The organism is Variovorax sp. IB41, assembly GCF_016405905.1.
In the GTDB taxonomy this organism is placed as follows: domain Bacteria; phylum Pseudomonadota; class Gammaproteobacteria; order Burkholderiales; family Burkholderiaceae_C; genus Variovorax.
This window is the reverse complement of sequence record NZ_JAEFCB010000002.1, coordinates 89,816-113,288: the sequence shown is the minus strand read 5'-3', so window position 1 is coordinate 113,288 and position 23,473 is coordinate 89,816. Positions and strand designations below refer to the sequence as shown.

Sequence of the window (23,473 nt, the reverse complement as noted above, 5' to 3'; positions counted from 1 at the left end):
CTCCCAGGAGTACCCACCATGAGCGACAGCAAGAACAAGAGCCTCGAACAACTCGTCGGCCCCGGCGAAAGCCTTCGCATGATGGGGTCGCTGCAGCGCGGCGCCTCGCGGCGCGACATCCTGGCGATGCTCGTGGCCGGCGGCATGCAGGCCACGCTGGCCGGCAGCCTGGCGGGCATGGCGGTGTCGGCCCATGCGCAGACGCCGCGGCGCGGCGGGCGCATCCGGGTGGCGGGCGCCACGGCCGCGGCCACCGACACGCTCGATCCGGCCAAGCAGTCGAACCAGACCGACTACTCGCGCTGCAACATGGTCTACAACGGCCTGACCTCGCTGGACGGCAGCCTCACGCCGCAGCCCGCGCTGGCCGAATCGTTCAGCACCAAGGACGCCAAGACCTGGGTCTTCACCCTGCGCAAGGGCGTTACCTTTCACGACGGCAAGGCGCTCTCGCCGGCCGACGTGGTGTTCTCGGTGATGCGCCACAAGGACCCGGCCACCGCGTCCAAGGCCAAGGTGCTGGCCGACCAGATCGAGAGCGCCAAGGCCACGGGCGCGAACGAGGTGACCTTCGTGCTCAGCGCACCGAACGCCGACCTGCCGGTGATCCTGGGCACCTCGCACTTCCAGATCGTCAAGGAGGGCACCACCGACTTCAACGCGGGCATCGGCACCGGCCCCTACAAGCTCAAGGAATTCAAGCCCGGCATCCGCTCGCTGGTGGTGCGCAACGACGCCTACTGGAAACCGGGCAGGCCCTACCTGGACGAGATCGAATTCGTGGGCATCGGCGACGAGAGCGCGCGCGTGAACGCCTTGCTCTCCGGCGGCATGGACCTGGTGGGCTCGGTCAACCCGCGCTCGGTGGACCGCGTGAAGGGAACGCCCGGCTTCGGCATCTTCGTCACCCAGTCGGGCCAGTACTCCGACCTGGTGATGCGCAAGGACGTGGGCCCGGGCGCCAACCCTGATTTCGTGCTCGGCATGAAGCACCTGTTCGACCGCGAGCAGATGAAAAAGACCATCGCGCTGGACTACGCGGTGATCGGCAACGACCAGCCCATCGACCCGACCAACCGCTTCCACTTCGCCGGCCTGCCGCAGCGCCCCTTCGACCTGGACAAGGCCAAGTTCCACCTGCAGAAGGCCGGCATCACCGGCAAGGTGCCGATGGTGGCATCGCCGGCGGCGCTGTACTCGGTGGAGATGTCCCTGTTGCTGCAGCAGACGGCGCAGCGCGCGGGCCTGGAGCTCGACATCAAGCGCATGCCGGCCGACGGCTACTGGTCCAACCACTGGCTCAACAGCCACGTCGGCTTCGGCAACGTGAACCCGCGCCCGAGCGCCGACGTGCTGCTCACGCAGTTCTTCCAGTCGGGCGCGGCATGGAACGAGTCGCGCTGGAAGAGCGAGAAGTTCGACCAGCTGCTGCTGGCCTCGCGCGCCGAGACCGACCTGGCCAAGCGCAAGCAGATGTATGCCGACATGCAGACCATGATCCACCAGGACGCGGGCATCGGCATCCCGCTGTTCCTGGCGAGCATCGACGGCCACAGCGCCAAGCTCAAGGGCCTCGCGCCCATTCCGCTGGGCGGGCTCATGGGCTACAACTTCGCCGAGAACGTGTGGCTCGAGGCATGAGCCGCGCGGGCCGTCGCTCGATCGGATGTTCGCCATGAACCGCGTGATCCTCAAGCTCCTGGGCCAGCGCATCGCGCTCGCGCTCGTGTCGCTGCTGGCGGTGTCGGTGATCGTGTTCGCGATCACCGCGGTGCTGCCCGGCGATGCGGCGCAGGAGCAGCTGGGCCAGGACGCCACGCCCGAGGCGGTGGCCGCGCTGCGGGCCCAGATGGGCCTGGACGTGCCGGCGCCCCGGCGCTACGCGAAGTGGCTCCTGGGCATGCTCAAGGGCGACCCCGGTCTCTCGGCCACCACGCAGATGCCGGTGGCCGAGCTGATCGCGAGCCGCCTGCCCAACTCGCTGCTGCTGGCGGCGGTCACGGCGCTGTTCTCGGTGCCGATCGCGCTGGCGCTGGGCATCGCCTCGGCGGTGTGGCGCGGCTCGTGGTTCGACCGCGCCGCCTCCACCAGCGCGGTGGCGGTGGTGTCGGTGCCGGAGTTCCTGGTCGCGACGCTGGCGGTGCTGGTGTTCGCGGTCAAGCTGCGCTGGCTGCCGGCGCTTTCGTTCGTCAACGACATCGAGTCGCTGGGCCAGCTGCTGCGCGCCTTCGCGATGCCGGTGCTGGTGCTGTGCTGCGTGATCGTCGCGCAGATGATGCGCATGACGCGCGCCGCGGTGATCGACCAGCTGGAGGCGCCCTACATCGAGATGGTGCGCCTGAAGGGCGCCTCGCCGATGCGCATGGTGCTCGCGCATGCGTTGCCCAATGCGGTGGGGCCGATCGCCAATGCGGTGGCGCTGAGCCTGTCGTACCTGCTGGGCGGCGTGATCATCGTGGAGACGATCTTCAACTATCCGGGCATCGCCAAGCTCATGGTCGACGGCGTCTCGCAGCGCGACATGCCGCTGGTGCAGACCTGCGCCATGATCTTTTGCTGCGCCTACCTGATCCTGGTGACGACGGCCGACATCTTCGGCATCCTGGCCAACCCGCGGCTGCGGCATCGCTGAAGGAAACCTCATGGAAACCTCCACCTCTTCAGCCGCCGCGAGTGCCGCGGCGCCCGTGGTGCCCCTGGTGCCAGTGGTGCCCGCATCGCAGGAACGCAGGCGCCGCATGCTGCCGTGGCTCGGCGGCTTCGGCGTCTCGGGCCTGCTGGGCCTGGCGGTCCTGCTGTTCTGGCTGCTCGCGGCGCTGCTGGGGCCGTGGCTGCTCTCGCACGGCACGGCGGCGATGGGCACTTCCAACGTCTTCGAGCCGATGAGCGCGGCGCACTGGCTCGGCACCGACTACCTGGGCCGCGACATGCTGGCGCTCATCATCGAAGGTGCGCGCTACACGATCGGCGTCGCGCTGCTGGCCACGCTGCTGGCCAGCGGCACCGGCACCACGCTCGCGCTGCTGGCCGCCGCCAGCGGCCGCTGGACCGACACCTTGCTCAGCCGCGGCCTGGACACGCTGACCGCGATCCCGAGCAAGATGTTCGCGCTCATCATGGTGGCGGGCTTCGGCTCGTCGGTGGCGATGCTGGTGGTCACCGCGGCCATCATCTACGTGCCGGGCGCCTACCGCATGGCGCGCTCGCTGGCCGTGAACATCAATGCGCTGGACTACGTGACCGTGGCGCGCACGCGTGGCGAAGGCACGCTCTACATCATGCTGCGCGAGATCCTGCCCAACATCCTGGGCCCGATGCTGGCCGACCTCGGGCTGCGCTTTGTCTACGTCGTGCTGCTGCTGGCGAGCCTGAGCTTCCTCGGGCTGGGCATCCAGCCGCCGGCGGCCGACTGGGGGTCGCTGGTGCGCGAGAACATCGGCGCGCTGGCCATGGGCGGCGCCTCGGTGATCGTGCCGGCGCTTGCCATCGCGAGCCTGACCATCGCGGTGAACCTGGTCATCGACAACCTGCCCGGCCGTGCCGCGCGCGAACGAGGAGCACGCTGATGGGCGCCCCACTCACCGTCGAAGGCCTGTGCATCGTGGCCGGCGGCAGCACGCTGGTCGACTCCTTGAGCTTCTCGGTGCGGCCCGGCGAAGTGCTGGCGCTGATCGGCGAATCGGGCTCGGGCAAGACCACCACCGCCCTCGCGCTCATGGGCCATGCGCGAAGCGGCTGCCGCATCGCGGCCGGCCGCGTGCAGATCGGCGACATCGACGTGCTGGCGCTCGATGCCCGTGCGCAGCGCGCATTGCGCGGCCGCACCGTCGCCTACATCGCGCAGAGCGCGGCCGCATCGTTCAACCCTTCGCGCACGATCATGGACCAGGTGGTCGAGCCCACGGTGATCCACGGCCTGTGCAAACGGGCCGAGGCCGAGGCCAAGGCGGTGCAGCTGTTCCGCGAGCTCGCGCTGCCCGACCCGGAAGGCATCGGCGCGCGCTATCCGCACCAGGTATCGGGCGGCCAGCTGCAGCGGCTGATGGCGGCGATGGCACTGATCGGCGACCCCGACCTGGTGATCCTGGACGAGCCGACCACCGCGCTGGACGTGACCACGCAGATCGAGGTGCTGCGCGCCTTTCGCCGCGTGGTGCGCGAGCGCCGCGCGACCGCGGTGTACGTGAGCCACGACCTCGCGGTGGTGGCGCAAATGGCGGACCACGTGCTGGTGCTGCGCAACGGCGCCATGCGGGAGCTGAACGCGACCGCGCAGTTGCTGGCCGCGCCGGTCGACGACTACACCAAGAGTCTGCTGGCCGCCGCCCGGCCGGCGGTGCGCGCACCGGCCCAGGCCGCGAGCGACGATCCCGAGCTGCTGCTCGAGGTGCGCCAGCTCTCGGCCGGCTACGGCCCAGTGGACGCGCAGGGGCGTCCGGCCAAGCCGATCCTGGAAAGCATCGACCTGAAGCTCTACCGCGGGCAGGCCATCGGGGTGATCGGCGAATCGGGCTCGGGCAAGACCACGCTCGCGCGCGCGGTGGCGGGCCTGCTGGAGCCCAGCCATGGCAGCGTGCTGTTTCATGGCCGCGAACTGAAGCCGACGCTGCGGCAGCGCGAGCGCGACGAGCTGCGCCGCATCCAGATCGTGTTCCAGATGGCCGACACGGCACTCAACCCGTCGCAGACCATCGAGCGCATCCTGGCGCGGCCGCTGCAGTTCTACAAGGGCCTGCGCGGCGAGCCGCTGCGCAAGCGCATCCGCGAGCTGCTGGACCTGGTGAAGCTGCCGCAGACGGTGGCCGGGCGCCTGCCGGGCGGCCTCTCGGGCGGGCAGAAACAGCGCGTGAACCTGGCGCGCGCACTGGCGGCCGATCCGGACCTGATCCTCTGCGACGAGGTCACTTCCGCGCTGGACACGGTGGTCGGCGCGGCGGTGCTGGACCTGATGGCGGACCTCCGGCGCGAGCTGGGCGTGTCGTACCTCTTCATCAGCCACGACCTGCACACGGTGCGCGCGGTGTGCGACGAGATCGTGGTGATGCAGCACGGCAAGAAGCTCGCGCAGGTGGCGCGCGCCGACTACGACCGCGGCCCGCACCACCCCTACTACGAGCTGCTGGCGCGCTCCGTTCCCGAACTGCGCTGCGGGTGGCTCGACGAGATGGACCGCGCGGCGACCGCCACACCATGACAAGGACCGAGATGACCCCGACCTTTCGCATTGCGCTGATCGCCGGCGACGGCATCGGCAAGGAAGTGATGCCCGAGGGCCTGCGCGTGGTGCTGGCCGCGGCCGAGCGCTTCGGCTTCGAGCTGGACTGCCGCACCTTCGACTGGGCCAGCGCGGACTACCACGCCGCGCACGGCCAGATGATGCCGGACGACTGGAAGGCGCAGCTCAAGGGCGTCGATGCGCTCTTCTTCGGCGCCGTCGGCTGGCCCGCGACCGTGCCCGACCATGTGTCGCTCTGGGGGTCGCTGCTGAAGTTCCGGCGCGAGTTCGACCAGTACATCAACCTGCGCCCGGTGCGCCTCTTCGAGGGCGTGCCCTGCCCGCTGGCCGGCCGCAAGCCCGGCGACATCGACTACCTGGTGGTGCGCGAGAACACCGAGGGCGAATACACGTCGCTGGGCGGCGTGATGTACGAAGGCACCGAGCGCGAGATCGTGGTGCAGGAGTCGGTGTTCTCGCGCCACGGCACCGACCGCGTGCTGCGCTACGCCTGCGAGCTGGCCCGCGGCCGCGCACGCAAGCACCTGACGGTGGCCACCAAGAGCAACGGCATCGCGATCAGCATGCCGTGGTGGGACGGCCGCGCCGATGCCATCGGCCGCGAGTACCCCGAAGTGACGATCGACAAGCAGCACATCGACATCCTCTCGGCCCGCTTCGTGCTGCAGCCCACGCGCTTCGACGTGGTGGTGGCGAGCAACCTGTTCGGCGACATCCTCTCGGACCTGGGGCCCGCGACCACCGGCACCATCGGTCTCGCGCCCTCGGCCAACCTCAATCCGGAGCGCAAGTTTCCGTCGCTCTTCGAGCCGGTGCACGGCTCGGCGCCCGACATCTACGGCCAGAACATCGCCAACCCGATCGCGATGATCTGGTCCGGCGCGCTGATGCTGGACTTTCTCACGCAGGGCCAGGGCGCGGGCCGCGCCGCGCATGACGCGATCCTGGGCGCCATCGAGGCGGTGCTGCGCGACGGGCCGCGCACGCGCGATCTGGGCGGCACGGCTTCCACGACGGAACTGGGCATCGCCATTGCCGAGCGCGTGGCCGCGGCCTGAAGCGTTTCTTGCTCCAACTCCTCACCGACCTCTTCATTCCATGCCACTCACTCTCCAACGCCAGGACCTGCTGCCGGGCCGCCATCTCATCGGCGCCGAATGGCGCGACGCCAGCGATGCCCGCCGGCTCGACGTGACCGATCCCGCCACCGACGCCGTGTTCGCGAGCGTGCCCGACGGCACCGCCGCCGATGCGCGCGCCGCGGTCGATGCGGCACATGCCGCCTTCCCCGCCTGGCGCGCCGTGCCCGCCAAGCAGCGCGCGCAGATCCTCAAGCGCTGGAACGACCTGATGCTCGCGCACCAGGAGGACCTGGGCCGCCTCATCTCGCGCGAACAGGGCAAGCCGCTGGCCGAGGGCCGCGGCGAAGTGGCCTATGCGGCCAGCTATGTCGAATGGTTCGCCGAGGAGGCCACGCGCGCCAATGGCGAGGTGATTCCCGCACCGGTGAGCGGCCGTCGCATGCTCGCGCTGAAAGAACCGGTGGGCGTTGTGGCTGCCATCACGCCGTGGAATTTTCCGGCCGCGATGATCGCCCGCAAGATCGCCCCCGCGCTGGCCGCGGGCTGCACCGTGGTCTGCAAGCCGGCCGAGGACACGCCGCTCACTTCGCTCGCGCTCGTGAAGCTCGCGCAGGAAGCGGGCGTGCCGGCGGGCGTGCTCAACATCGTGACGGCTTCGCGCGAACGCACGCCCGACGTGGTCGACGTGTGGCTGGCCGATGCGCGCGTGCGCAAGATCAGCTTCACCGGTTCCACGCCGGTGGGCAAGCACCTCGCGCGCGCCTCGGCCGATACGCTCAAGAAGCTCTCGCTCGAGCTGGGCGGCAATGCGCCCTTCATCGTGTTCGAGGACGCCGACATCGACGCCGCGGTGGAAGGCCTGATGGCCGCCAAGTTCCGCAACGGCGGCCAGACCTGCGTGTGCCCGAACCGCGTGTTCGTGCAGGCCAAGGTGCACGACGCCTTCGTCGACAAGCTGGCGGCGCGCGTCGGCGCACTGAAGGTCGGCCCCGCCGGCGAGCCCGACTCGCAGATCGGCCCGATGATCAACGCGCGCGCCGTCGACAAGATCGAGCGCCACGTGCGCGATGCCGTGGCCCGGGGCGCGCGCATCGCGGTCGGCGGCGAGCGGCTGCGTTCGGCGCGCTGCGACGGTCCCAACTACTACGCGCCGACCGTGCTGGTGAATGCCGACGCCAGCATGGAATGCAGCTGCGAGGAAACCTTCGGGCCCGTGGTTCCGGTCACGCGCTTCGAGACCGAGGCCGAGGTGATCGCCGCCGCCAACGACACGCCCTTCGGTCTTGCCGCGTACTTCTATTCGAGCGACGTGCGCCGCATCTGGCGCGTGGCCGAGGCCCTCGAATCGGGCATCGTGGGCATCAACGAAGGCGCGCTGGCCGCCGAGGCGGCGCCCTTCGGCGGGGTCAAGGAATCGGGCTATGGCCGCGAGGGCTCGGTGCACGGCCTGGACGACTACATGCACATCAAGTACCTGTGCCAGGGCGGGTTGTAGGCGCGCTCGAGTCGGCCATCGGCGTTCATTCGGCCTCGTGTTCGACAAGACCGCGCAAGCCAGTGAAATCGCCTGAGCCCGCGTGCCTTGCCATGCGAACACGCCACCCGTTTTCCGGTGCCGGCACGATCCACCGATGGGCACTCGCAAACACGCATTTCACGCTTTTCGGGGTACATGGTTCAGCACCAACGCGGCAGTGCTTTCTCTAGCATGGAGCCACCATCCGATCCATGCGAACAAGGTTCCTCATGTCCAGACTTCTTGTGCCTTTCAACTTCGACGAACTCGGCGAGCCGCGCGAATACCGCCCGCCGGCAGAACGCGTGATCGAGGGCGATGTCGTATGCCGCAACTGGGACGTGGACAGCGCCAAGGACGGCAAGGTGCGCGCGGGCGTGTTCGAGTCGAGCGTGGGCGTGAACCATTCCATCAAGGGAGAGGCGTGGGAGTTCTGCCTGATCCTTTCGGGCGTGGTGGAAATCACCGAGCAGGGCCAGCCGCCCTCGACCTTCAAGGCGGGCGACTGCTTCATCATGAAGCCGGGCTATGTCGGGACCTGGCGCACCATCGAGACGGTGCGCAAGGTATGGGTTATCGCTTGAACCGAAGTTTGTCCGGCCGCGGCCGGACGCTCCATCGAATGAAAGTTTGGCATGGCAGTTAACCACCTCAGGCGCGACGACACCCGGCTCTACATCGATGGGGGCTGGCAGGACCGCGCCGGTGCCGCAAGCATCGCGGTCGTCGATCCGTTTTCCGAAGAGGTCATCGGGCATGTCGCGGCGGGTTCCTCGGCCGACGTCGACCTGGCCGTCGCCGCGGCACGGCGCGCGTTCGAGACGTTTTCTCGAAGCACCGTCCAGGATCGGCTGGCGCTGCTGGGCCGAATCCTCGCGCTGCTGGAGGAGCGCGCGGAATGGTTCGCGCAAGCCATCGTCGCGGAGATGGGCGCGCCGATCGCGTTCGCCCGCTCTGCCCACGTGCCCTTCGGCATCGCGCATGTTCGCACCCAGATGGAAGTGCTTGCGCACTACAGCTTTCTGTCCCGCAAAGACGGCATCGCCATTTCGAAGGAACCGATCGGCGTGTGCGCGCTGATCACGCCATGGAACTGGCCGCTGTACCAGATCACCGCCAAGGTCGCGCCGGCCATCGCCGCCGGCTGCACGGTCGTGCTCAAGCCCAGCGAGCTGTCGCCCTACAGCGCGCAGCTGTTCGCGCAGGTGATGCACGATGCGGGCACGCCCGCCGGGGTCTTCAACCTGGTCGGCGGCACGGGCGAAGTGGTCGGTGCGGCGCTGGCGGCGCACCCCGATGTGGACATGATCTCCATCACCGGATCGACGCGCGCCGGCGTGCTCGTGGCCCAGGCGGCCGCGGTGACGGTCAAGCGCGTGGTGCAGGAACTGGGCGGCAAGTCGCCGAACCTCTTTCTGGACGATGCCGATTTCGAGCAAGGCGTGGCCAAGGGCGTGTTGGCGGGCATGCGCAACGCGGGCCAGTCGTGCAGCGCGCCCACGCGCATGCTGGTGCCCGCATCGCGGCTGGCCGAGGTCGAGGCATTGGCACTGGCGGCGGCGGGGGGCATCGCGGTGGGCGACCCGCGCGACGAGAAGACATCGATGGGCCCGATCGCCAACGCCGCGCAGTACGCGCGGGTGCAGGCGCTGATCGCCAGCGGCATCGAGGAAGGCGCCAGGCTGGTCTGCGGCGGTCCCGGCAGGCCCGCGGGCCTCGCGCACGGCTTCTTTGCGCGGCCGACGGTGCTGTCCGACGTGACGCCCGCGATGCGGGTGGCGCGCGAAGAGATCTTCGGCCCCGTGCTGGTGCTCATGCCCTACCAAAACGAGCACGAGGCCATCGCGATGGCCAACGACACGGTCTATGGGCTCAGCGCCCATGTGCAGTCGGGCGACCCCGGGCGGGCACGGCGCGTGGCGTCGCGACTGCGCGCCGGCCAGGTGCACATCAACTACCCGGCGTGGAACAGCCGCGCGCCGTTCGGCGGCTACAAGCGCTCGGGCAACGGCCGCGAATACGGCGTGCACGGGCTCGAGGAATATCTGGAGACCAAGGCAGTCCTCGGTGACTGAGCTTGCCGCCGGGAACGATGGACGCGCGGAACCCCGCTGTCTTGCAGCCTTTCACTGAAGCCCTTACGGATATCTCCATGCCTGTACCTCTAGTTCCCGTCGAATCGAGCCCCGAGCTGCCCACGCACGCCGACGTCGTCGTGATCGGCGGCGGCATCATCGGCGTCTTTGCCGCGTACTACATGGCAAGGCGCGGGCTGAAGGTGGCGCTGGTCGAAAAAGGGCGCGTGGGCGCCGAGCAGTCGAGCCGCAACTGGGGCTGGTGCCGCCAACAGAACCGCGACGCGCGCGAATTGCCGATGGCCACCAGGAGCCTGGACCTGTGGGAACAGTTCACCGCCGAAACCGGCGAGATGACCGGGTTCCGCCGATGCGGCCTGCTCTACCTGAGCAACAGCGAAAAGGAACTGGCCGGCTGGGCCCGCTGGGGAGAATTCGCGCGCACCGTCGACGTGAAGACCCACATGCTGACCGCCCAGGAGGCCGCTCGCCACGGCCGGGCGACCGGCAAGCCGTGGAAGGGCGGTGTCTTTTCGCCGACCGACGGCACCGCGGACCCCTCGCTCGCGGCCCCTGCCGTGGCGCGCGCCTTGATGAAGCTGGGCGGCACGATTCACCAGGGCTGCGCCGCGCGCGGCCTGGAGACCGAGGGCGGGCGGCTCTCGGCCGTGGTCACCGAGCGCGGCACCATCCGCACCAAGGTCGCGGTGCTCGCGGGTGGCGCGTGGGCATCCTCGTTCTGCCGCCAATACGGCATCCGGTTTCCGCAGGCGGCGATCCGGCAGACGATGCTGTCGGTCACCACCGCCAGCAAGGAGCTTCCGCCTGCGCTGCACACGACCGGCGTCTCCATGACGCGGCGCCAGGACGGCCGGTACGCGCTGGCCATCAGCGGCCGCGGCCGCGTGGACCCGACGCCGCAGCTTCTGCGTTTTGCAACGCAGTTCCTGCCGATGTTCCAGCGGCGATGGCGCAACCTCGCACCCGGCGGCCTGGAAGGCGTTCGCTCGGGCCATGAAGGCCGCGCGCGCTGGCGGCTCGACCAGCCCACGCCGATGGAGCGCATGCGCGTTCTCGATCCGAAGGTGGACGCATCGGCCGTTCGCCTCACGTACAAGCGCGCCGTCGAACTGATGCCGGCGCTGGCGGACAGCACAGTCACCGCGACCTGGGCGGGCTACGTGGACAGCACGCCCGACGGCGTTCCGGGCATCGGCGAGATCACGAACCTGCCCGGGCTCGTGCTGGCGGCAGGGTTCAGCGGCCATGGCTTCGGTATCGGCCCCGGGGCCGGCCACCTGATCGCCGACATCGTGAGCGGCGCCGAACCGCTCGTGGACCCGCGCCCCTACCACCCGGACAGGTTCCTGTCGTCGGCGTGGGGCAAGGTCTCGGACTTCTAGGCCCAGGCGTTGCCATGACGTTCGCACCTCCGCGCGGCCCGAGCGCTTCGACACAGAAGACGGCGCCGCAGCTGACCGCGCTGCGCGGCCATCACCTGCCGGACGCGGTCAGGCAATCCGCAGCGCTCGGCTGGCCCTACCGCGAGGCCGACTGGCGCTTCGCCTTCGGTCTGGGCAGCGGCTTCGCGGCGGAAGTCGCGAGCCGCCTGGTGGGCACGGCGATGTGGTGGCCCTATGGCGACAGCCATGCCTCAGTGGGCATGGTCATCGTCGAGCCCGGCATGCAGGGGCAAGGCCTGGGCCGGGCCTTGATGGGGAAGCTGCTCGAAGAGGCGCGCGACCGCACGGTGTTCCTGAACGCCACCGAGGAAGGGCTTGCGCTCTATGCGCAGCTCGGGTTCGTCGCACGCGGACAGGTGTTCCAGCACCAGGCCGTGCTGCCCGCGGAAGCCCTTCGTGCCGCGACGCCCGCGAGCGTGCGGCCCCTGCGCGCAGCAGACGACGCGCGCGTGCGCCGGCTGGACCTGGCCGCCACGGGCATGGACCGGACTGCATTGCTGGATGCGTTGTTCGCGACCGGAACGGCGATGGTCGTCGAGCGCGGCGACGGTGTGTCGGCCTACGCCTGCGCGAGAGAGTTCGGGCACGGCGTGGTGATCGGCCCGGTGGTCGCATCGGGCGCGCGCAGTGCCGCCGATGCGATGGGCCTCGTCGCCGCACTCGCCGCCCGAGCCCGCGGCCGGTTCCTTCGCATCGACGTGACCGGGGACAGCGGTCTTTCGGCCTGGCTCACGGAAATGGGGCTGCCCTGCGTCGGCCACGCGGTGCCCATGGTGCGCAACCCACAGGCACGTTCGATCGATCCGGATGCGGACGCGCGCCTGTTCGCCCTTTCCAACCAGTCGTTCGGCTGACGCCCGGCCCTCCCCACCCACACGTCGCAGAGACGATGGACTCCACGCCATGAAATTGATGCCCTACTGGCTCGATACCGCCCCCAAATTCACCGCCGCGCAGACCGAAGCGCCGAGCGGCGATGTCGATGTGGCGGTGGTCGGCGCAGGCTTTACCGGCTTGTCCGCAGCGATCGCGCTGGCCAAAAAAGGCGCGAGCGTGGCGGTGTTCGATGCGGACGCCATCGGCAGTGCCGCCTCCGGCCGCAACGGCGGCATGTGCAACAACGGTTTCGCGCAGGACTACGCCGCGTTGTCGGGGAGGCTCGGCCGGGAGCGCGCCAACATGCTCTATCGCGCGTTCGACGCAGGCGTGTGCAAGGTGGAGTCGCTGATCGCCGAAGAAGGCATCGACTGCGACTTCAAACGGGTCGGCAAGCTCAAGCTCGCCGCCAAGCCGGAACACTACGACAAGCTGGCCCGCTCGCAGGCGCTGATGGCGAAGGAATGCGATCCGGACACCCACATGGTCACGCGGGCAGACCTGCGCAGCGAGATCGGGTCCGACCGGTATTTCGGCGGCATGGTCTTCGGCAAGAGCGCCGGCATGCACGTGGGCCGCTATGGCCACGGCCTCGCCGTTGCGGCGGCCAGGCGCGGTGTGCGCATCTACGAGAACGCGCCGGTCGTCGGCCTCAAGCGCCAGGCCGGATCGGCGCATCAGGTCGAAACGCCCGGTGGCAGCGTCCGCGCCAGGCAGGTGCTGCTAGCGACCGGTACATCGGCCATCGGACCGCTGGCATGGTTTCGCCGCCGCATCGTGCCCGTGGGCGCATTCATCATCGTGACCGAGCCGCTGCCGGTCGAAGTCCTCGACCGCCTCACGCCGCGGCGCCGAATGACGACGGACACGAAGAACTTCGTCAATTACTTTCGCGTCACGCCCGACAACCGCTTGCTGTTCGGCGGCCGCGCGCGCTTCGCGGCATCCAACCCGGCGTCGGACATGAAGAGCGGCGCCATCCTGCAGCGCTCGCTGGTAGAGGTTTTCCCGGAGCTCGGAGACACGCGCATCGACTATTGCTGGGGCGGCATGGTCGACATGACACGCGACCGATTGCCACGCGCCGGCGAGCGCAACGGCCTTTTCTATTCCATGGGCTACAGCGGGCACGGAACCCACATGTCGACCTACATGGGCGCGATCATGGCCGAGGTGATGGACGGCCGCGCCGACCTGAACCCCTGGCGCGATTTCGACTGGCCCGCGATTCCGGGGCATTTCGGCAAGCCATGGTTTCTTCCGATCGTGGGGGCTTATTACCGGTTTCAGGATTTGGTGCGCTGAATTTGGGGGGACCGGACTGATTGGCGGCGATGGCGCCGGGCCGATTCGATCTTCGGTCTGTCCGAACCAAGGCAATTCAACTGACCGCGAGTCTGTGCACCCCAAGACGTTCGAGGTGGACCGGGTCAGATACCGAGGGAATTCAATAAAGAGGCAAGGCCTTGCCCTGCGCGCATTGCCGAGCGGATAGGCGGCCTGCTGGCGGAGAGTGTGAGATTCGAACTCACGGACGCTTTCACGTCGGCAGTTTTCAAGACTGCTGGTTTAAACCACTCACCCAACTCTCCGGAACCGTCGATTTTATGCCGAGGCCGAGGCCTCGATCCGTTCAATCGCCATCGGGCAGGAACAGCGTCTGCAGGTCGCTCAGAAAATCCAGCCCGCGCTCGGTCGGCCACACGCGGAACAGGTCGCGCGCCACGAGCCCCTTGCGCTCGGCTTCTTCGAGCCCGCGCTGGATCGACGTCATTGCGAGCCCCGTGCGTTCGCTGAACTGAGGCAGCGTGAAGCCCGCCTTCAATCGCAGCGCATTGAGCATGAACTCGAACGGCAGGTCGGCCAGCGACACCTCGTCGCTCTGCGACACGGCCGCGCCCGCGCGCGCGTTCTCCATGTACAGCCGGGGCTCGCGGTAGCGCACCTGCCGCACGATGCGGTGCGCAAAGCTCAACTTGCTGTGCGCGCCGGCGCCGATGCCCAGGTAGTCGCCGAACTGCCAGTAATTGAGGTTGTGCGCGCACTGGTGCCCCTCGCGCGCATAGGCCGACACCTCGTAGCGCGACATGCCGAGCTCGCCGGTCCGCTCGGTGATGCGGTCGAGCATGGCGTAGGCGATGTCGTCTTCGGGCAGCGTCGGCGGAAACTTCGCGAACCAGGTGTTGGGCTCGATGGTGAGGTGATAGACCGAGAGGTGCGGCGGCGCGAGCGCCAGCGCCTGCGAGAGGTCGGCCTCCAGGTGCTCCAGCGTCTGGCCGGGGAGCGCGTACATCAGGTCGAGGTTGAAGGTGTCGAAGGCGCTCGCGGCCTCCTCCACCGCGGCGATGGCCTGGGCGCGGTCGTGCACGCGGCCGAGCGCCGTCAGGTGCTCGTCGTTGAAGCTCTGCACGCCCACCGACAGGCGCGTGACGCCCGCCGCGCGGTACGCGCGAAAGCGGTTGCGCTCGAAGGTGCCGGGGTTGGCTTCGAGCGTGATCTCGCAATCGGGCGCGAGCTTCAGGCGCGCGCGCACATCGCCCAGCAGGCGGTCGATGGCCTGCGGCGAGAACAGGCTGGGCGTGCCGCCGCCGATGAAGATGGTATGGACGGTGCGGCCCCAGATCAGCGGCAGCGCCGCGTCGAGGTCGGCCACGAGCGCATCGATGTACGCGGCCTCTGGGATGCCATCGGCATCGGCCGCGCTCGTGGCGCGCCATTCGTGCGAATTGAAGTCGCAGTACGGGCACTTGCGCAGGCACCACGGCAGGTGGATGTAGAGCGACAGTGGCGGCAGCGCCGCGAGCTGCAGCGGGCCGGGCCGCATCCAGTGCAGCACGTCGTTGGCCTGCGGCGCACCTGTGGACTGCGCCGGCTGGATCGGGAAGACAGTGGCCATCTGCGGCCTAAAGCCAGCGCTCGCGCATCAGCGCGAGCATCGCCTGCGCGGCGCGGCCGCGGTGGCTGTTGGCGTTCTTGACCTCGGGCGTGAGCTGCGCGAAGGTCTTGCCGAAGGCGGGCAGGTACATCACCGGATCGAAGCCGAAGCCGTTGTCGCCGATGGGCGCGAACGCGATCTCGCCGACCACGCGGCCGACGGCGATGAGCGGCTCGGGGTCGTCGTGGCTGCGCAGCGCGACCAGCGTGCTGACCAGCGCGGCACGGCGGTTGACGACGCCGTCGAGTTGTTCGAGCAGCGCCTTCACGTTGTTGGCGTCGCCCTTGGCGTAGCCGAATTGCGTGGCGTAGTAGGCGGTGTCGACGCCCGGCAGGCCGCCGAAGGCATCGACGCACAGGCCCGCGTCGTCGGCGATGGCCGCGAGGCCCGTGGCGGCGCTCGCGTGGCGCGCCTTGGTGAGCGCGTTTTCGACGAAGGTGCGGAAGGGTTCTTCAGCCTCGCCCACGCCCAGTGCCGACTGCGGCACCAGGGTGACGGACAGCGCCGCGAACAGTTGCTGGAGTTCGGCGAGCTTGCCTTGGTTGTTGGAGGCCAGGACCAGTTTCATGGATCGATCAAAGTGGCTGTGACGCCCGGCGGGGCTGGCGAGCGTCAGTAGCTGTGGAATTTCAGTTCGAGAGAAGCGCTTGCTGTTGCAGCGTCACGAGCTCGCCGATGCCCTTCTCGGCCAGGCCGAGCAGCAAGTTCATTTCTTCGCGCGTGAACGCCACGCCTTCGGCCGTGCCCTGCACTTCGACGAAGTGGCCGGCGCCGGTCATGACGACGTTCATGTCGGTGTCGCAGCTGGAGTCCTCGGTGTATTCGAGGTCCAGCAGCGGCGTGCCACCGACGATGCCCACAGAGATGGCGGCCACGTGGCCCTTGATCGGCGAGGCCTTCAGCGTGCCGGCCGCGAGGAGCTTGTTGACGGCATCTTGCGCAGCGACAAAGGCGCCGGTGATGGCCGCGGTGCGCGTGCCGCCGTCGGCCTGCAGCACGTCGCAGTCCAGGTGGATGGTGCGTTCGCCGAGCACGGCGAGGTCGAACACCGCGCGCATCGAGCGGCCGATGAGGCGCTGGATTTCCTGCGTGCGGCCGGTCTGCTTGCCCTTGGCGGCTTCGCGGCTGCTGCGGGTGTGGGTGGCGCGCGGCAGCATGCCGTATTCGGCCGTGACCCAGCCTTCGCCGCTGCCCTTCTTGTGCGGGGGCACGCGCTCTTCGACCGAGGCGGTGCAGAGCACGCGGGTCTGGCCGAATTCGATGAGCACCGAGCCCTCGGCATGGATGGTGAAGCCGCGGGTCATGCGAACGGGGCGCAACTGGTTGGCGGCACGGCCGCCGCTTCGGGTGAAAGCAGTCATTGTGGAAACTCGAAAAGGAAAAAAAGCCAGCCGCTCTTCAGCGGCATGTTCGGGGAACACCGCGGAACCGGCTTTGCCGGGCCGCAGGTGTTGCCCCCTGGAAGGGGGTTGGCGCAGCGACACGAAGTGCGCGAAGACTGGGGGTCATCTAGCTTTTACGGGCGGCTGAACGGCGGATGGCTTCGTTGATCTCGGCGATCGAGCGCTCGATGGCGTCTTCGTCCATGTCGTCGATCTCGCTGTCCGAGGGCATGCCGGCCTGGATGGTCGAGGCGAACACGCCGTCGTCGATGGTCTCGGTGGAAATGCCGCGGTCTTCGCCCGGGGTCTCGGACATCTCCCACTCCAGCGCGATGAGCGTCACGTTGTCGCTGTGGGCGCCGCCCTTGCGCAGCGCCATCTCGGCGAGGTCGGGGGCCGCATCGGACACGGGCTTGCCGGAGGAGAGCGTGTGCACGATGAGCGCATCGTCCAGCACGCCCCACACGCCGTCCGAGCACAGCATGATGCGGTCGCCGCGCTGCAGTTGCAGCGGGGGCGCGATGTCGAACAGCGGCGTGGTCGGCGAACCGAGGCAGGTCAAAAGCAGGTTGCGGTTGACCGGCATGTCCGAGCCGTGGGGCTTGGGGCGCTCGGCGTGCGAGTGGTCGCGCGTGCGGGTCAGCAGGCGGCCGTCGCGCACGACGTACAGGCGCGAATCGCCGCAGTGCATCCAGGTGGCGGTCGTGCCCTGCAGCAGCGCCGCGACGACGGTGGTGCGGGGCGTGTCGAGCATCGCCTTGTGGCTCGCGTACCGCATGATCTGCTGGTGCGCGGCCATGGCCGATTCGGCGAGGAACCCCTTGACGTCCTTCACCGTGGGGCGCGCCTCGCGCTGGTAGAGCGCGGCGATGGTCTGCAGGGCCAGCTGCGCCGCGACCTCGCCCTCGGGGTGACCGCCCATGCCGTCGGCCAGCACGAAGAGGCCCGATTCCCGCGTGTAGCAATAGCCCATGCGGTCTTCGTTCTTGAGACGTCCGCCTTTGCGGCTGACCTGGAAGACAGAGAATTTCATGTCAAGCGGGGCGCGTGGTGGGGGCCGCAGCCCGGGGCAGACTCTTCTTGTCGAAGGAGCGGATGTTGTCGATCGACAGCCGCACCTTCTCGCCGACGGTGAGCTTGGTGTAGCGGCGCTCGCCTTCGCGGCTGAGTTCTTTCTGCAGCGCGAAGACCGACTGGGGGCGCGAGAGCGGATCGAGCGACATGCACCACTCGACCACCTCGATGAGGTTGTCGGAATACACGCCGCGAAGGCGCGAGAGCGACAGGCTCAGGCGGTCTTTCTCGATGCGGCGCGGCGCGTCGTTGGGCGGATAGCCCTGCATGCAGGCGTAGATGCAGGCGCCGATGGCGTAGATGTCGGTCCAGGGGCCCATCGACGAATCGCGCCGGTACATCTCGGGGGCGGCGAAGCCCGGGGTGTACATGGGTCGGATGAAGATGCCCTCCTTGCTGAGCACTTCGCGCGCGGCGCCGAAGTCGATCAGCACGGCGCGGTCGTCGTCGGTGACGAAGATGTTGGCCGGCTTGATGTCCAGGTGCAGCATCTTGTACTGGTGCACGATGCGAAGGCCCCGCAGGATCTCGTCGAAGAGCGAGCGGATGGTCGATTCGCGAAAGACCTTCTGGCGCTTCAGGTCGCGCGCGGTGACCACGAAGTCCTGCAGGGTCGCGCCCTCCAGGTAGTTCATGACCATGTAGACGGTCTCGTTCTCGCGAAAGAAATTGAGCACGCTCACCACCGAGGCGTGCGAGATCTGCGCGAGGGAGCGGCCCTCTTCGAAGAAGCTCTTGAGCCCCAGCCGGTAGAGGGACAGTTTTTCGGGCGGCACCTGCGGATGCAGCTCGCCGGGCCCGCGGGTGGCCAGCGAGGAAGGCAGGTATTCCTTGATGGCCACCTGCTGTCCGCTGGGGTCGATGGCGAGATAGACAACGCCAAAACCACCCGCCGAAAGCCGGCGAACAACGCGGTAACCGCCAATGACCGTATCGGGCAACAGGGGCGAAGGCTTGACCTTTGACATAATCCGGGAGTTTCGCCCGAAGGCGATGGTGCGGCAAGCGAACGCTGTACCGACGCCTCGGTGCATGCAAGCAAAACCACAGTGAGGCGCAATGCCAGTTTACAGCATGACCGGCTACGCCAGCGGCCAAAACGGGTCCGCAGGCAGCCACTCCGAAGCCGAAGCACGGCCTTCCGCCGCAGGCCGGCTCGGGGTAGAAATCCGCTCGGTCAACAGCCGTTTCCTCGACCTCACCTTCAAGTTGCCCGAGGAGCTGCGCCAGCATGAGACGGCGCTGCGCGAGCTGCTCACGGGCAAGCTCAAGCGCGGCAAGGTCGAGGTGCGCGCGGCCATCGAGAACACCGCCCAGGCGGGCGTCGTCGAGCCTTCCGTGAAGCTGCTTCAGCGGCTCAACGGGGTGCAGGACGGCATCAAGGCCTGGTTGCCCGGGGCACGCGAACTGAGCGTGGCGGATGTGATCCGCCTGGCCGGTGGCGACGGCGCCACCCGCGGCGACTGGGGCCCCGACCTCATCGAGGTGGCGGGCAAGGCGCTCGAGGCGCTGATGTCGGCCCGCCAGCGCGAAGGCGCCCGGCTCGCCAAGATGCTCGAGGCGCACCTGGCCCAGCTGCGCACCCTGGTGCAGCAGGCCGGGCCACTCGTGCCCCAGCTGGTCGAACAGCAGCGCAACCGCTTCCTGGAGCGCTGGCAGGAGGCCATGGGCCTGACCGCCGGCACGGGCGGCACGCTGCCCGAAGCCGCCCAGGATCGCGCGCTGACCGAAGCCACCGCCTTCGCGATCCGCATCGACGTGGCCGAAGAGCTCACCCGGCTGAATTCGCACCTGGACGAGATCGAGCGGCTGCTCAAGAAGGGCGGCGAGATCGGCAAGCGCCTGGACTTCCTGATCCAGGAACTGCACCGCGAGGCCAACACCCTGGGCTCCAAGTCGGCGGCCCTGGAGCTCACGCGCATCGGCGTGGACATGAAGGTGCTGATCGAGCAGATGCGCGAACAGGTCCAGAACATCGAATGACGAAGAAGACAAGCGAAAGAATGGATTACCCCGGCAACATCTTCGTGGTCGCCGCGCCCAGCGGGGCCGGCAAATCGAGCTTGGTCAAGGCGCTCATGGAGCTCGACTCGGCGGTCCAGCCGTCGGTGTCGCACACCACGCGGCCGCCGCGCGGGCAGGAAAAGCACGGCCGCGAGTACTTTTTTGCCTCGCCGCCCGAATTCGACGCGCTGATCGCGGCCGACGGCTTCGTGGAATGGGCCCATGTGCACGGGCACCGGTACGGCACCTCCAAGAAGGCCATCGAGGAGCGGATCGCCCAGGGGGCGGACGTGATCCTCGAGATCGACTTCCAGGGCGCGCTGCAGATCCGAAAGACCTTTGCCAACGCGGTGATGATCTTCATCCTGCCGCCCAGCTGGGAAGAATTGCGCTCCCGGCTCGAGCGGCGCGGCGAAGACAGCGCCTCGGTCATCGAATTGCGGCTGAAAAACGCCGCCGAAGAGATGGCCAGGGCCGGGGAATTCGACTTCGTTATAATCAACGAGTTATTCGAGCGGGCGCTTTTTGATCTCAAGGCGATTGTCCACGCTCAGCGGCTTCGGTATTCCGCACAGCGCCGTGCACGTGCCGACACCTTTGCCGCACTGAACATCCCCTGATCTCCTGCTCACCGACCGAAAGATACTCATCATGGCCCGCATCACCGTCGAAGACTGTCTGCTTCAGATTCCGAACCGCTTCCAGCTCGTGCTGGCTGCCACGTACCGTGCGCGCATGCTGAGCCAGGGCCACGCGCCCAAGATCGAGAGCAAGAACAAGCCCGCCGTCACGGCCCTGCGCGAAATCGCGGAAGGCAAGATCGGCATCGAAATGCTCAAGAAGGTGCCGGGCTGATCTGACGCAGCCCTGCAACGAAAAGGCACCGCAAAGCGGTGCTTTTTTTATGCCTGGACGCGTCTACAGAGCGGTCACGCTAAAGTGGTAGCCATGAGCGCGGTTGCCAAACATCAGTCCCAAGCCCCCACGGGCGTGCCGAAGCCGAGCCCGGCGGCACTGAATGCGGCTGCCGCAAGCTTCGCTGCATTGACCGCGCGCCTGGACTATCTGGGCGCCGAAGACACCGAACTCGTACGCCGCGCCTACCGCTTCGCCGACGAAGCCCACCTGGGCCAGTTGCGCAACAGCGGCGAGCCGTACATCACCCATCCCATCGCCGTGGCGGCGCAATGCGCCGAATGGAAGCTCGATGCCCAGGCGCTGATGGCGGCGCTGCTGCACGACGCCATCGAAGACTGCGGCGTGACCAAGCCCGAGCTGATCGAGCGCTTCGGCGCCCCGGTGGCCGAACTGGTCGACGGGCTCACCAAGCTCGACAAGCTGCAGTTCAACACCCGCGAAGAAAACCAGGCCGAGTCATTCCGCAAGATGCTGCTGGCCATGGCGCGCGATGTGCGCGTCATCCTCGTGAAGCTGGCCGACCGCACGCACAACATGCGCACGCTGGCCGACGCGCCGCGTGAAAAGTGGGCTCGCATCTCGCGCGAAACGCTCGAGATCTACGCGCCCATCGCGCACCGCCTCGGCCTGAACCAGACCTACCGCGAACTGCAGGAACTGTCGTTCCGGCACCTCAAGCCTTGGCGCTACGCGACGCTATCGAAAGCGGTGGCGAAGGCACGCGGGCGACGACGAGACTTGATCCAGAAGGTGCAGAAAGAAGTCGAAGGCGCCTTCTCCTCTGCCGGCATGACGCTGCGAATCGCGGGGCGCGAGAAGACGCTCTATTCCATCTACCGCAAGATGGAAGAAAAACACCTGAGCTTCGCCCAGGTGACCGACATCTATGGCTTTCGCCTGATCGTGCCGAACGTGATCGCCTGCTACACGGGCCTGGGCATCCTTCACCAGATGTACAAGCCGCTGCCCGGCAAGTTCAAGGACCACATCGCGATCGCCAAGCTCAATGGCTACCAGTCGCTGCACACCACGCTGGTGGGTCCGGCCGGCGTGAGCGTCGAGTTCCAGCTGCGCACCGAGGCGATGCACGTCGTGGCCGAATCCGGCGTGGCGGCGCACTGGCTCTACAAGGCGGCCGAGCCGAACGGCGCGAGCAACGATCGGCTGGGCACCAAGTGGCTGCAGTCCCTGCTCGACATCCAGGACGAGACGCGCGACGCCGCGGAGTTCTGGGACCACGTCAAGGTCGACCTGTTCCCCGATGCCGTCTACGTCTTCACGCCCAAGAGCCAGATCATGGCGCTGCCGCGCGGCGCGACGGTGGTCGACTTCGCCTACGCCATCCACAGCAACATCGGCGACCACACCTCGGCCGCGCGCATCAACGGCGACCAGGTGCCGCTGCGCACCGAGCTCAAGAACGGCGATGTGGTCGAGGTGATCACCGCACCGGTGTCGACCCCCAACCCCGCCTGGCTCGGCTTCGTCCGAACGGGCCGGGCGCGCTCGAAGATTCGTCATTACCTCAAGACGCTGGCGCATGCCGAGTCCGAAGGCCTCGGCGAAAAGCTGCTCGCGCAAGCGCTGCGTGCCGAAGGCCTCGGCAAGCTGCCCGACGACGACGAGGAGCACCAGGCGCTGTGGGAAAAGCTGCTGCGCTTCACCGGCAACCGCAATCGCGCGGAATTGCTGACCGACATCGGCCTGGGCAAGCGCATCGCGAGCATCGTCGCCAAGCGGCTCATGGCGCTGCTCGCCGAACTGGGCGAGCGCCCCGACGCCCTGCTGTTGAGCCGTGAGCGCTTCATCTCGCACGAAACCGTGTCGCAGGGCGCGGTCACGCTGGACGGCAGCGAGAACTCCTCAGTGCGCTTTGCGCTGTGCTGCCGCCCGATTCCGGGCGACCAGATCGTCGGCTACCTCGGCCATGGCGAAGGCCTGGTGGTGCACACCGAGGACTGTGGCGTCGGCCAACGGCTGCGCCACAAGGACAGCGAACGGTTCTTCGCCGTCGAATGGGCGGACGAGCCCACACGCGCCTTCGAGACCGGCGTCGTGATCACCGTGCGCAACGACAAGGGCGTGCTGGCGCGCGTGGCGGCCACGCTGGCGGATGCGGAAGCAGACATCACACACGTGGAAATGGCCGACGAGACCCCGCAGGACTCGACGGACCTTCGCTTCGTGATCGCCGTGCGCGATCGCACGCACCTCGACGCCGTGCTGCGCGCCGCGCGGCGGACCGCGTCAGTGCTGACCGCGGCGCGGACCGTTCCAGCGCCCTGAAGAAAAGCGGGCTGCGCCCGGCGTCGATCAGTCCGCGGTCGGACGCGGCGCCGGATAACTCACCGACAGTATTTCCACCTCATGCGCTCCGCCCGGTGTCACGAGCTTCACCACGTCGCCTTCGCGTGACTTGAGCAAGGCGCGCGCGATCGGAGAGATCCAGCTGACCTGCGACTGGGCGCTGTCCGCTTCGTCGATGCCCAGGATCGTGATGGTGCGCTCGTCGTCGCCCGTCTCGTCGACATAGCGGACCGTGGCGCCGAAGAAGATCTGGTCGCTGCCATGGTGCACCGATGGATCCGTGACCTCGGCGATTTCGAGGCGCTTGGTGAGAAAGCGAATGCGCCGGTCGATCTCGCGCAGGCGCTTCTTGCCGTAGAGATAGTCGCCGTTTTCCGAGCGGTCGCCGTTCTTGGCGGCCCAGTGCACCGCCTCGACGACCTTCGGGCGCTCCTCGTCCATCAGCTGGAGCAACTCGTCGCGCAGCCGTGCGTAGCCCGACGGCGTGATGTAGTTCTTGCTGCCGGCCGGCAGTGGCGGCGCCGCGCCGTCGGCACCGTCGTCATCCGCGTCGTTGTCGGTTTCCTTGGTGAATGCCTTGTTCAACGAAGAGCCCTTTGAAGAGG

Annotated in this window: 21 protein-coding genes and 1 tRNA gene; 15 read left to right on the top strand and 7 right to left on the bottom strand. The window is 68.1% G+C overall.

The window, feature by feature from the left end:
* Positions 1–18: 18 nt before the first annotated feature.
* The 11 genes from JC881_RS07195 (at position 19) to JC881_RS07145 (ending at position 13,553) form a co-directional block, all read left to right on the top strand.
* Complete coding sequence (locus JC881_RS07195) at positions 19–1,641, top strand: ABC transporter substrate-binding protein (protein ID WP_198785012.1); 1,623 nt, start codon at positions 19–21, stop codon at positions 1,639–1,641.
* A gap of 34 nt (positions 1,642–1,675) precedes the next feature.
* Positions 1,676–2,632: an ABC transporter permease gene (locus tag JC881_RS07190; RefSeq protein WP_198785011.1), complete on the top strand. Its 957-nt coding sequence runs from the start codon at positions 1,676–1,678 to the stop codon at positions 2,630–2,632.
* A gap of 10 nt (positions 2,633–2,642) precedes the next feature.
* Positions 2,643–3,566, top strand: coding sequence for an ABC transporter permease (locus JC881_RS07185; RefSeq protein WP_198785010.1), 924 nt, complete (start codon positions 2,643–2,645; stop codon positions 3,564–3,566).
* Positions 3,566–5,194, top strand: coding sequence for an ABC transporter ATP-binding protein (locus tag JC881_RS07180; RefSeq protein ID WP_198785009.1), 1,629 nt, complete (start codon positions 3,566–3,568; stop codon positions 5,192–5,194). Before JC881_RS07185 ends, JC881_RS07180 begins: the two co-directional genes overlap by 1 nt.
* Before the next feature lie 11 nt (positions 5,195–5,205).
* Positions 5,206–6,294: a tartrate dehydrogenase gene (locus tag JC881_RS07175; RefSeq protein ID WP_198785008.1), complete on the top strand. Its 1,089-nt coding sequence runs from the start codon at positions 5,206–5,208 to the stop codon at positions 6,292–6,294.
* A gap of 40 nt (positions 6,295–6,334) precedes the next feature.
* The gene (locus tag JC881_RS07170) at positions 6,335–7,813 is read left to right on the top strand and encodes an NAD-dependent succinate-semialdehyde dehydrogenase (RefSeq protein ID WP_198785007.1); all 1,479 of its coding nucleotides are present in this window, start codon (positions 6,335–6,337) and stop codon (positions 7,811–7,813) included.
* A 251-nt stretch (positions 7,814–8,064) separates the two neighbouring features.
* Positions 8,065–8,418 (top strand): cupin domain-containing protein, encoded by a 354-nt coding sequence (locus tag JC881_RS07165; RefSeq protein ID WP_198785006.1) that lies wholly within the window; start codon positions 8,065–8,067, stop codon positions 8,416–8,418.
* A gap of 51 nt (positions 8,419–8,469) precedes the next feature.
* A complete protein-coding gene (locus JC881_RS07160; RefSeq protein WP_198785005.1) occupies positions 8,470–9,909 on the top strand; it encodes an aldehyde dehydrogenase family protein in 1,440 nt (479 codons plus the stop codon).
* Between the two features lie 77 nt (positions 9,910–9,986).
* On the top strand, positions 9,987–11,312 hold the full coding sequence (locus JC881_RS07155) for an NAD(P)/FAD-dependent oxidoreductase (protein ID WP_198785004.1): 1,326 nt from the start codon (positions 9,987–9,989) through the stop codon (positions 11,310–11,312).
* 14 nt (positions 11,313–11,326) lie between these two features.
* Positions 11,327–12,226, top strand: a complete 900-nt coding sequence (locus JC881_RS07150) for a GNAT family N-acetyltransferase (protein WP_198785003.1) — start codon at positions 11,327–11,329, stop codon at positions 12,224–12,226.
* A gap of 49 nt (positions 12,227–12,275) precedes the next feature.
* Positions 12,276–13,553 carry an NAD(P)/FAD-dependent oxidoreductase gene (locus tag JC881_RS07145; protein ID WP_198785002.1) on the top strand — a complete coding sequence of 426 codons (1,278 nt, stop codon included), beginning with the start codon at positions 12,276–12,278 and terminating at the stop codon, positions 13,551–13,553.
* Between the two features lie 199 nt (positions 13,554–13,752).
* On the opposite strand, the gene JC881_RS07140 is transcribed toward JC881_RS07145, so the two are convergent.
* From JC881_RS07140 to JC881_RS07115, 6 genes are all read right to left on the bottom strand, one after another.
* Positions 13,753–13,840, bottom strand: a tRNA-Ser gene (locus JC881_RS07140).
* Between the two features lie 41 nt (positions 13,841–13,881).
* Positions 13,882–15,144, bottom strand: coding sequence for a radical SAM family heme chaperone HemW (gene hemW, locus JC881_RS07135; RefSeq protein WP_198785001.1), 1,263 nt, complete (start codon positions 15,142–15,144; stop codon positions 13,882–13,884).
* 7 nt (positions 15,145–15,151) lie between these two features.
* On the bottom strand, positions 15,152–15,751 hold the full coding sequence (locus JC881_RS07130; RefSeq protein ID WP_198785000.1) for a non-canonical purine NTP pyrophosphatase: 600 nt from the start codon (positions 15,749–15,751) through the stop codon (positions 15,152–15,154).
* 61 nt (positions 15,752–15,812) lie between these two features.
* Positions 15,813–16,544, bottom strand: coding sequence for a ribonuclease PH (rph, locus tag JC881_RS07125; RefSeq protein ID WP_198784999.1), 732 nt, complete (start codon positions 16,542–16,544; stop codon positions 15,813–15,815).
* A gap of 148 nt (positions 16,545–16,692) precedes the next feature.
* The gene (locus JC881_RS07120) at positions 16,693–17,598 is read right to left on the bottom strand and encodes a PP2C family protein-serine/threonine phosphatase (RefSeq protein WP_198784998.1); all 906 of its coding nucleotides are present in this window, start codon (positions 17,596–17,598) and stop codon (positions 16,693–16,695) included.
* 1 nt (position 17,599) lies between these two features.
* Entirely contained in the window at positions 17,600–18,607 is a 1,008-nt protein-coding gene (locus JC881_RS07115; RefSeq protein WP_042582331.1) for a serine/threonine protein kinase, read from the bottom strand.
* Between the two features lie 91 nt (positions 18,608–18,698).
* Here JC881_RS07115 and JC881_RS07110 point away from each other — a divergent pair, with 91 nt between their 5' ends.
* The 4 genes from JC881_RS07110 (at position 18,699) to JC881_RS07095 (ending at position 22,847) form a co-directional block, all read left to right on the top strand.
* A complete protein-coding gene (locus tag JC881_RS07110; protein WP_198784997.1) occupies positions 18,699–19,622 on the top strand; it encodes a YicC/YloC family endoribonuclease in 924 nt (307 codons plus the stop codon).
* A gap of 20 nt (positions 19,623–19,642) precedes the next feature.
* Positions 19,643–20,263 carry a guanylate kinase gene (gene gmk / locus JC881_RS07105; protein WP_013543329.1) on the top strand — a complete coding sequence of 207 codons (621 nt, stop codon included), beginning with the start codon at positions 19,643–19,645 and terminating at the stop codon, positions 20,261–20,263.
* A 31-nt stretch (positions 20,264–20,294) separates the two neighbouring features.
* Positions 20,295–20,498, top strand: a complete 204-nt coding sequence (gene rpoZ, locus JC881_RS07100; protein ID WP_021009011.1) for a DNA-directed RNA polymerase subunit omega — start codon at positions 20,295–20,297, stop codon at positions 20,496–20,498.
* 93 nt (positions 20,499–20,591) lie between these two features.
* Positions 20,592–22,847 carry a RelA/SpoT family protein gene (locus JC881_RS07095; RefSeq protein ID WP_198784996.1) on the top strand — a complete coding sequence of 752 codons (2,256 nt, stop codon included), beginning with the start codon at positions 20,592–20,594 and terminating at the stop codon, positions 22,845–22,847.
* 27 nt (positions 22,848–22,874) lie between these two features.
* Here the strand turns inward: JC881_RS07095 and greB are convergent, their stop codons facing one another.
* Positions 22,875–23,453, bottom strand: a complete 579-nt coding sequence (greB, locus tag JC881_RS07090) for a transcription elongation factor GreB (protein ID WP_198784995.1) — start codon at positions 23,451–23,453, stop codon at positions 22,875–22,877.
* Positions 23,454–23,473 lie beyond the last annotated feature (20 nt).

Coding starts and splice junctions, on each gene's coding strand:
- JC881_RS07155 (WP_198785004.1), top strand. CDS start 9,987: ATGCCTGTACCTCTAGTTCCCGTCGAATCGAGCCCCGAGCTGCCCACG.
- JC881_RS07165 (WP_198785006.1), top strand. CDS start 8,065: ATGTCCAGACTTCTTGTGCCTTTCAACTTCGACGAACTCGGCGAGCCG.
- JC881_RS07180 (WP_198785009.1), top strand. CDS start 3,566: ATGGGCGCCCCACTCACCGTCGAAGGCCTGTGCATCGTGGCCGGCGGC.
- JC881_RS07130 (WP_198785000.1), bottom strand. CDS start 15,751: ATGAAACTGGTCCTGGCCTCCAACAACCAAGGCAAGCTCGCCGAACTC.
- rph (WP_198784999.1), bottom strand. CDS start 16,544: ATGACTGCTTTCACCCGAAGCGGCGGCCGTGCCGCCAACCAGTTGCGC.
- gmk (WP_013543329.1), top strand. CDS start 19,643: ATGGATTACCCCGGCAACATCTTCGTGGTCGCCGCGCCCAGCGGGGCC.
- JC881_RS07110 (WP_198784997.1), top strand. CDS start 18,699: ATGCCAGTTTACAGCATGACCGGCTACGCCAGCGGCCAAAACGGGTCC.
- JC881_RS07120 (WP_198784998.1), bottom strand. CDS start 17,598: ATGAAATTCTCTGTCTTCCAGGTCAGCCGCAAAGGCGGACGTCTCAAG.
- JC881_RS07175 (WP_198785008.1), top strand. CDS start 5,206: ATGACCCCGACCTTTCGCATTGCGCTGATCGCCGGCGACGGCATCGGC.
- JC881_RS07185 (WP_198785010.1), top strand. CDS start 2,643: ATGGAAACCTCCACCTCTTCAGCCGCCGCGAGTGCCGCGGCGCCCGTG.
- JC881_RS07145 (WP_198785002.1), top strand. CDS start 12,276: ATGAAATTGATGCCCTACTGGCTCGATACCGCCCCCAAATTCACCGCC.
- JC881_RS07095 (WP_198784996.1), top strand. CDS start 20,592: ATGAGCGCGGTTGCCAAACATCAGTCCCAAGCCCCCACGGGCGTGCCG.
- JC881_RS07195 (WP_198785012.1), top strand. CDS start 19: ATGAGCGACAGCAAGAACAAGAGCCTCGAACAACTCGTCGGCCCCGGC.
- JC881_RS07115 (WP_042582331.1), bottom strand. CDS start 18,607: ATGTCAAAGGTCAAGCCTTCGCCCCTGTTGCCCGATACGGTCATTGGC.
- JC881_RS07170 (WP_198785007.1), top strand. CDS start 6,335: ATGCCACTCACTCTCCAACGCCAGGACCTGCTGCCGGGCCGCCATCTC.
- rpoZ (WP_021009011.1), top strand. CDS start 20,295: ATGGCCCGCATCACCGTCGAAGACTGTCTGCTTCAGATTCCGAACCGC.
- JC881_RS07160 (WP_198785005.1), top strand. CDS start 8,470: ATGGCAGTTAACCACCTCAGGCGCGACGACACCCGGCTCTACATCGAT.
- hemW (WP_198785001.1), bottom strand. CDS start 15,144: ATGGCCACTGTCTTCCCGATCCAGCCGGCGCAGTCCACAGGTGCGCCG.
- JC881_RS07150 (WP_198785003.1), top strand. CDS start 11,327: ATGACGTTCGCACCTCCGCGCGGCCCGAGCGCTTCGACACAGAAGACG.
- JC881_RS07190 (WP_198785011.1), top strand. CDS start 1,676: ATGAACCGCGTGATCCTCAAGCTCCTGGGCCAGCGCATCGCGCTCGCG.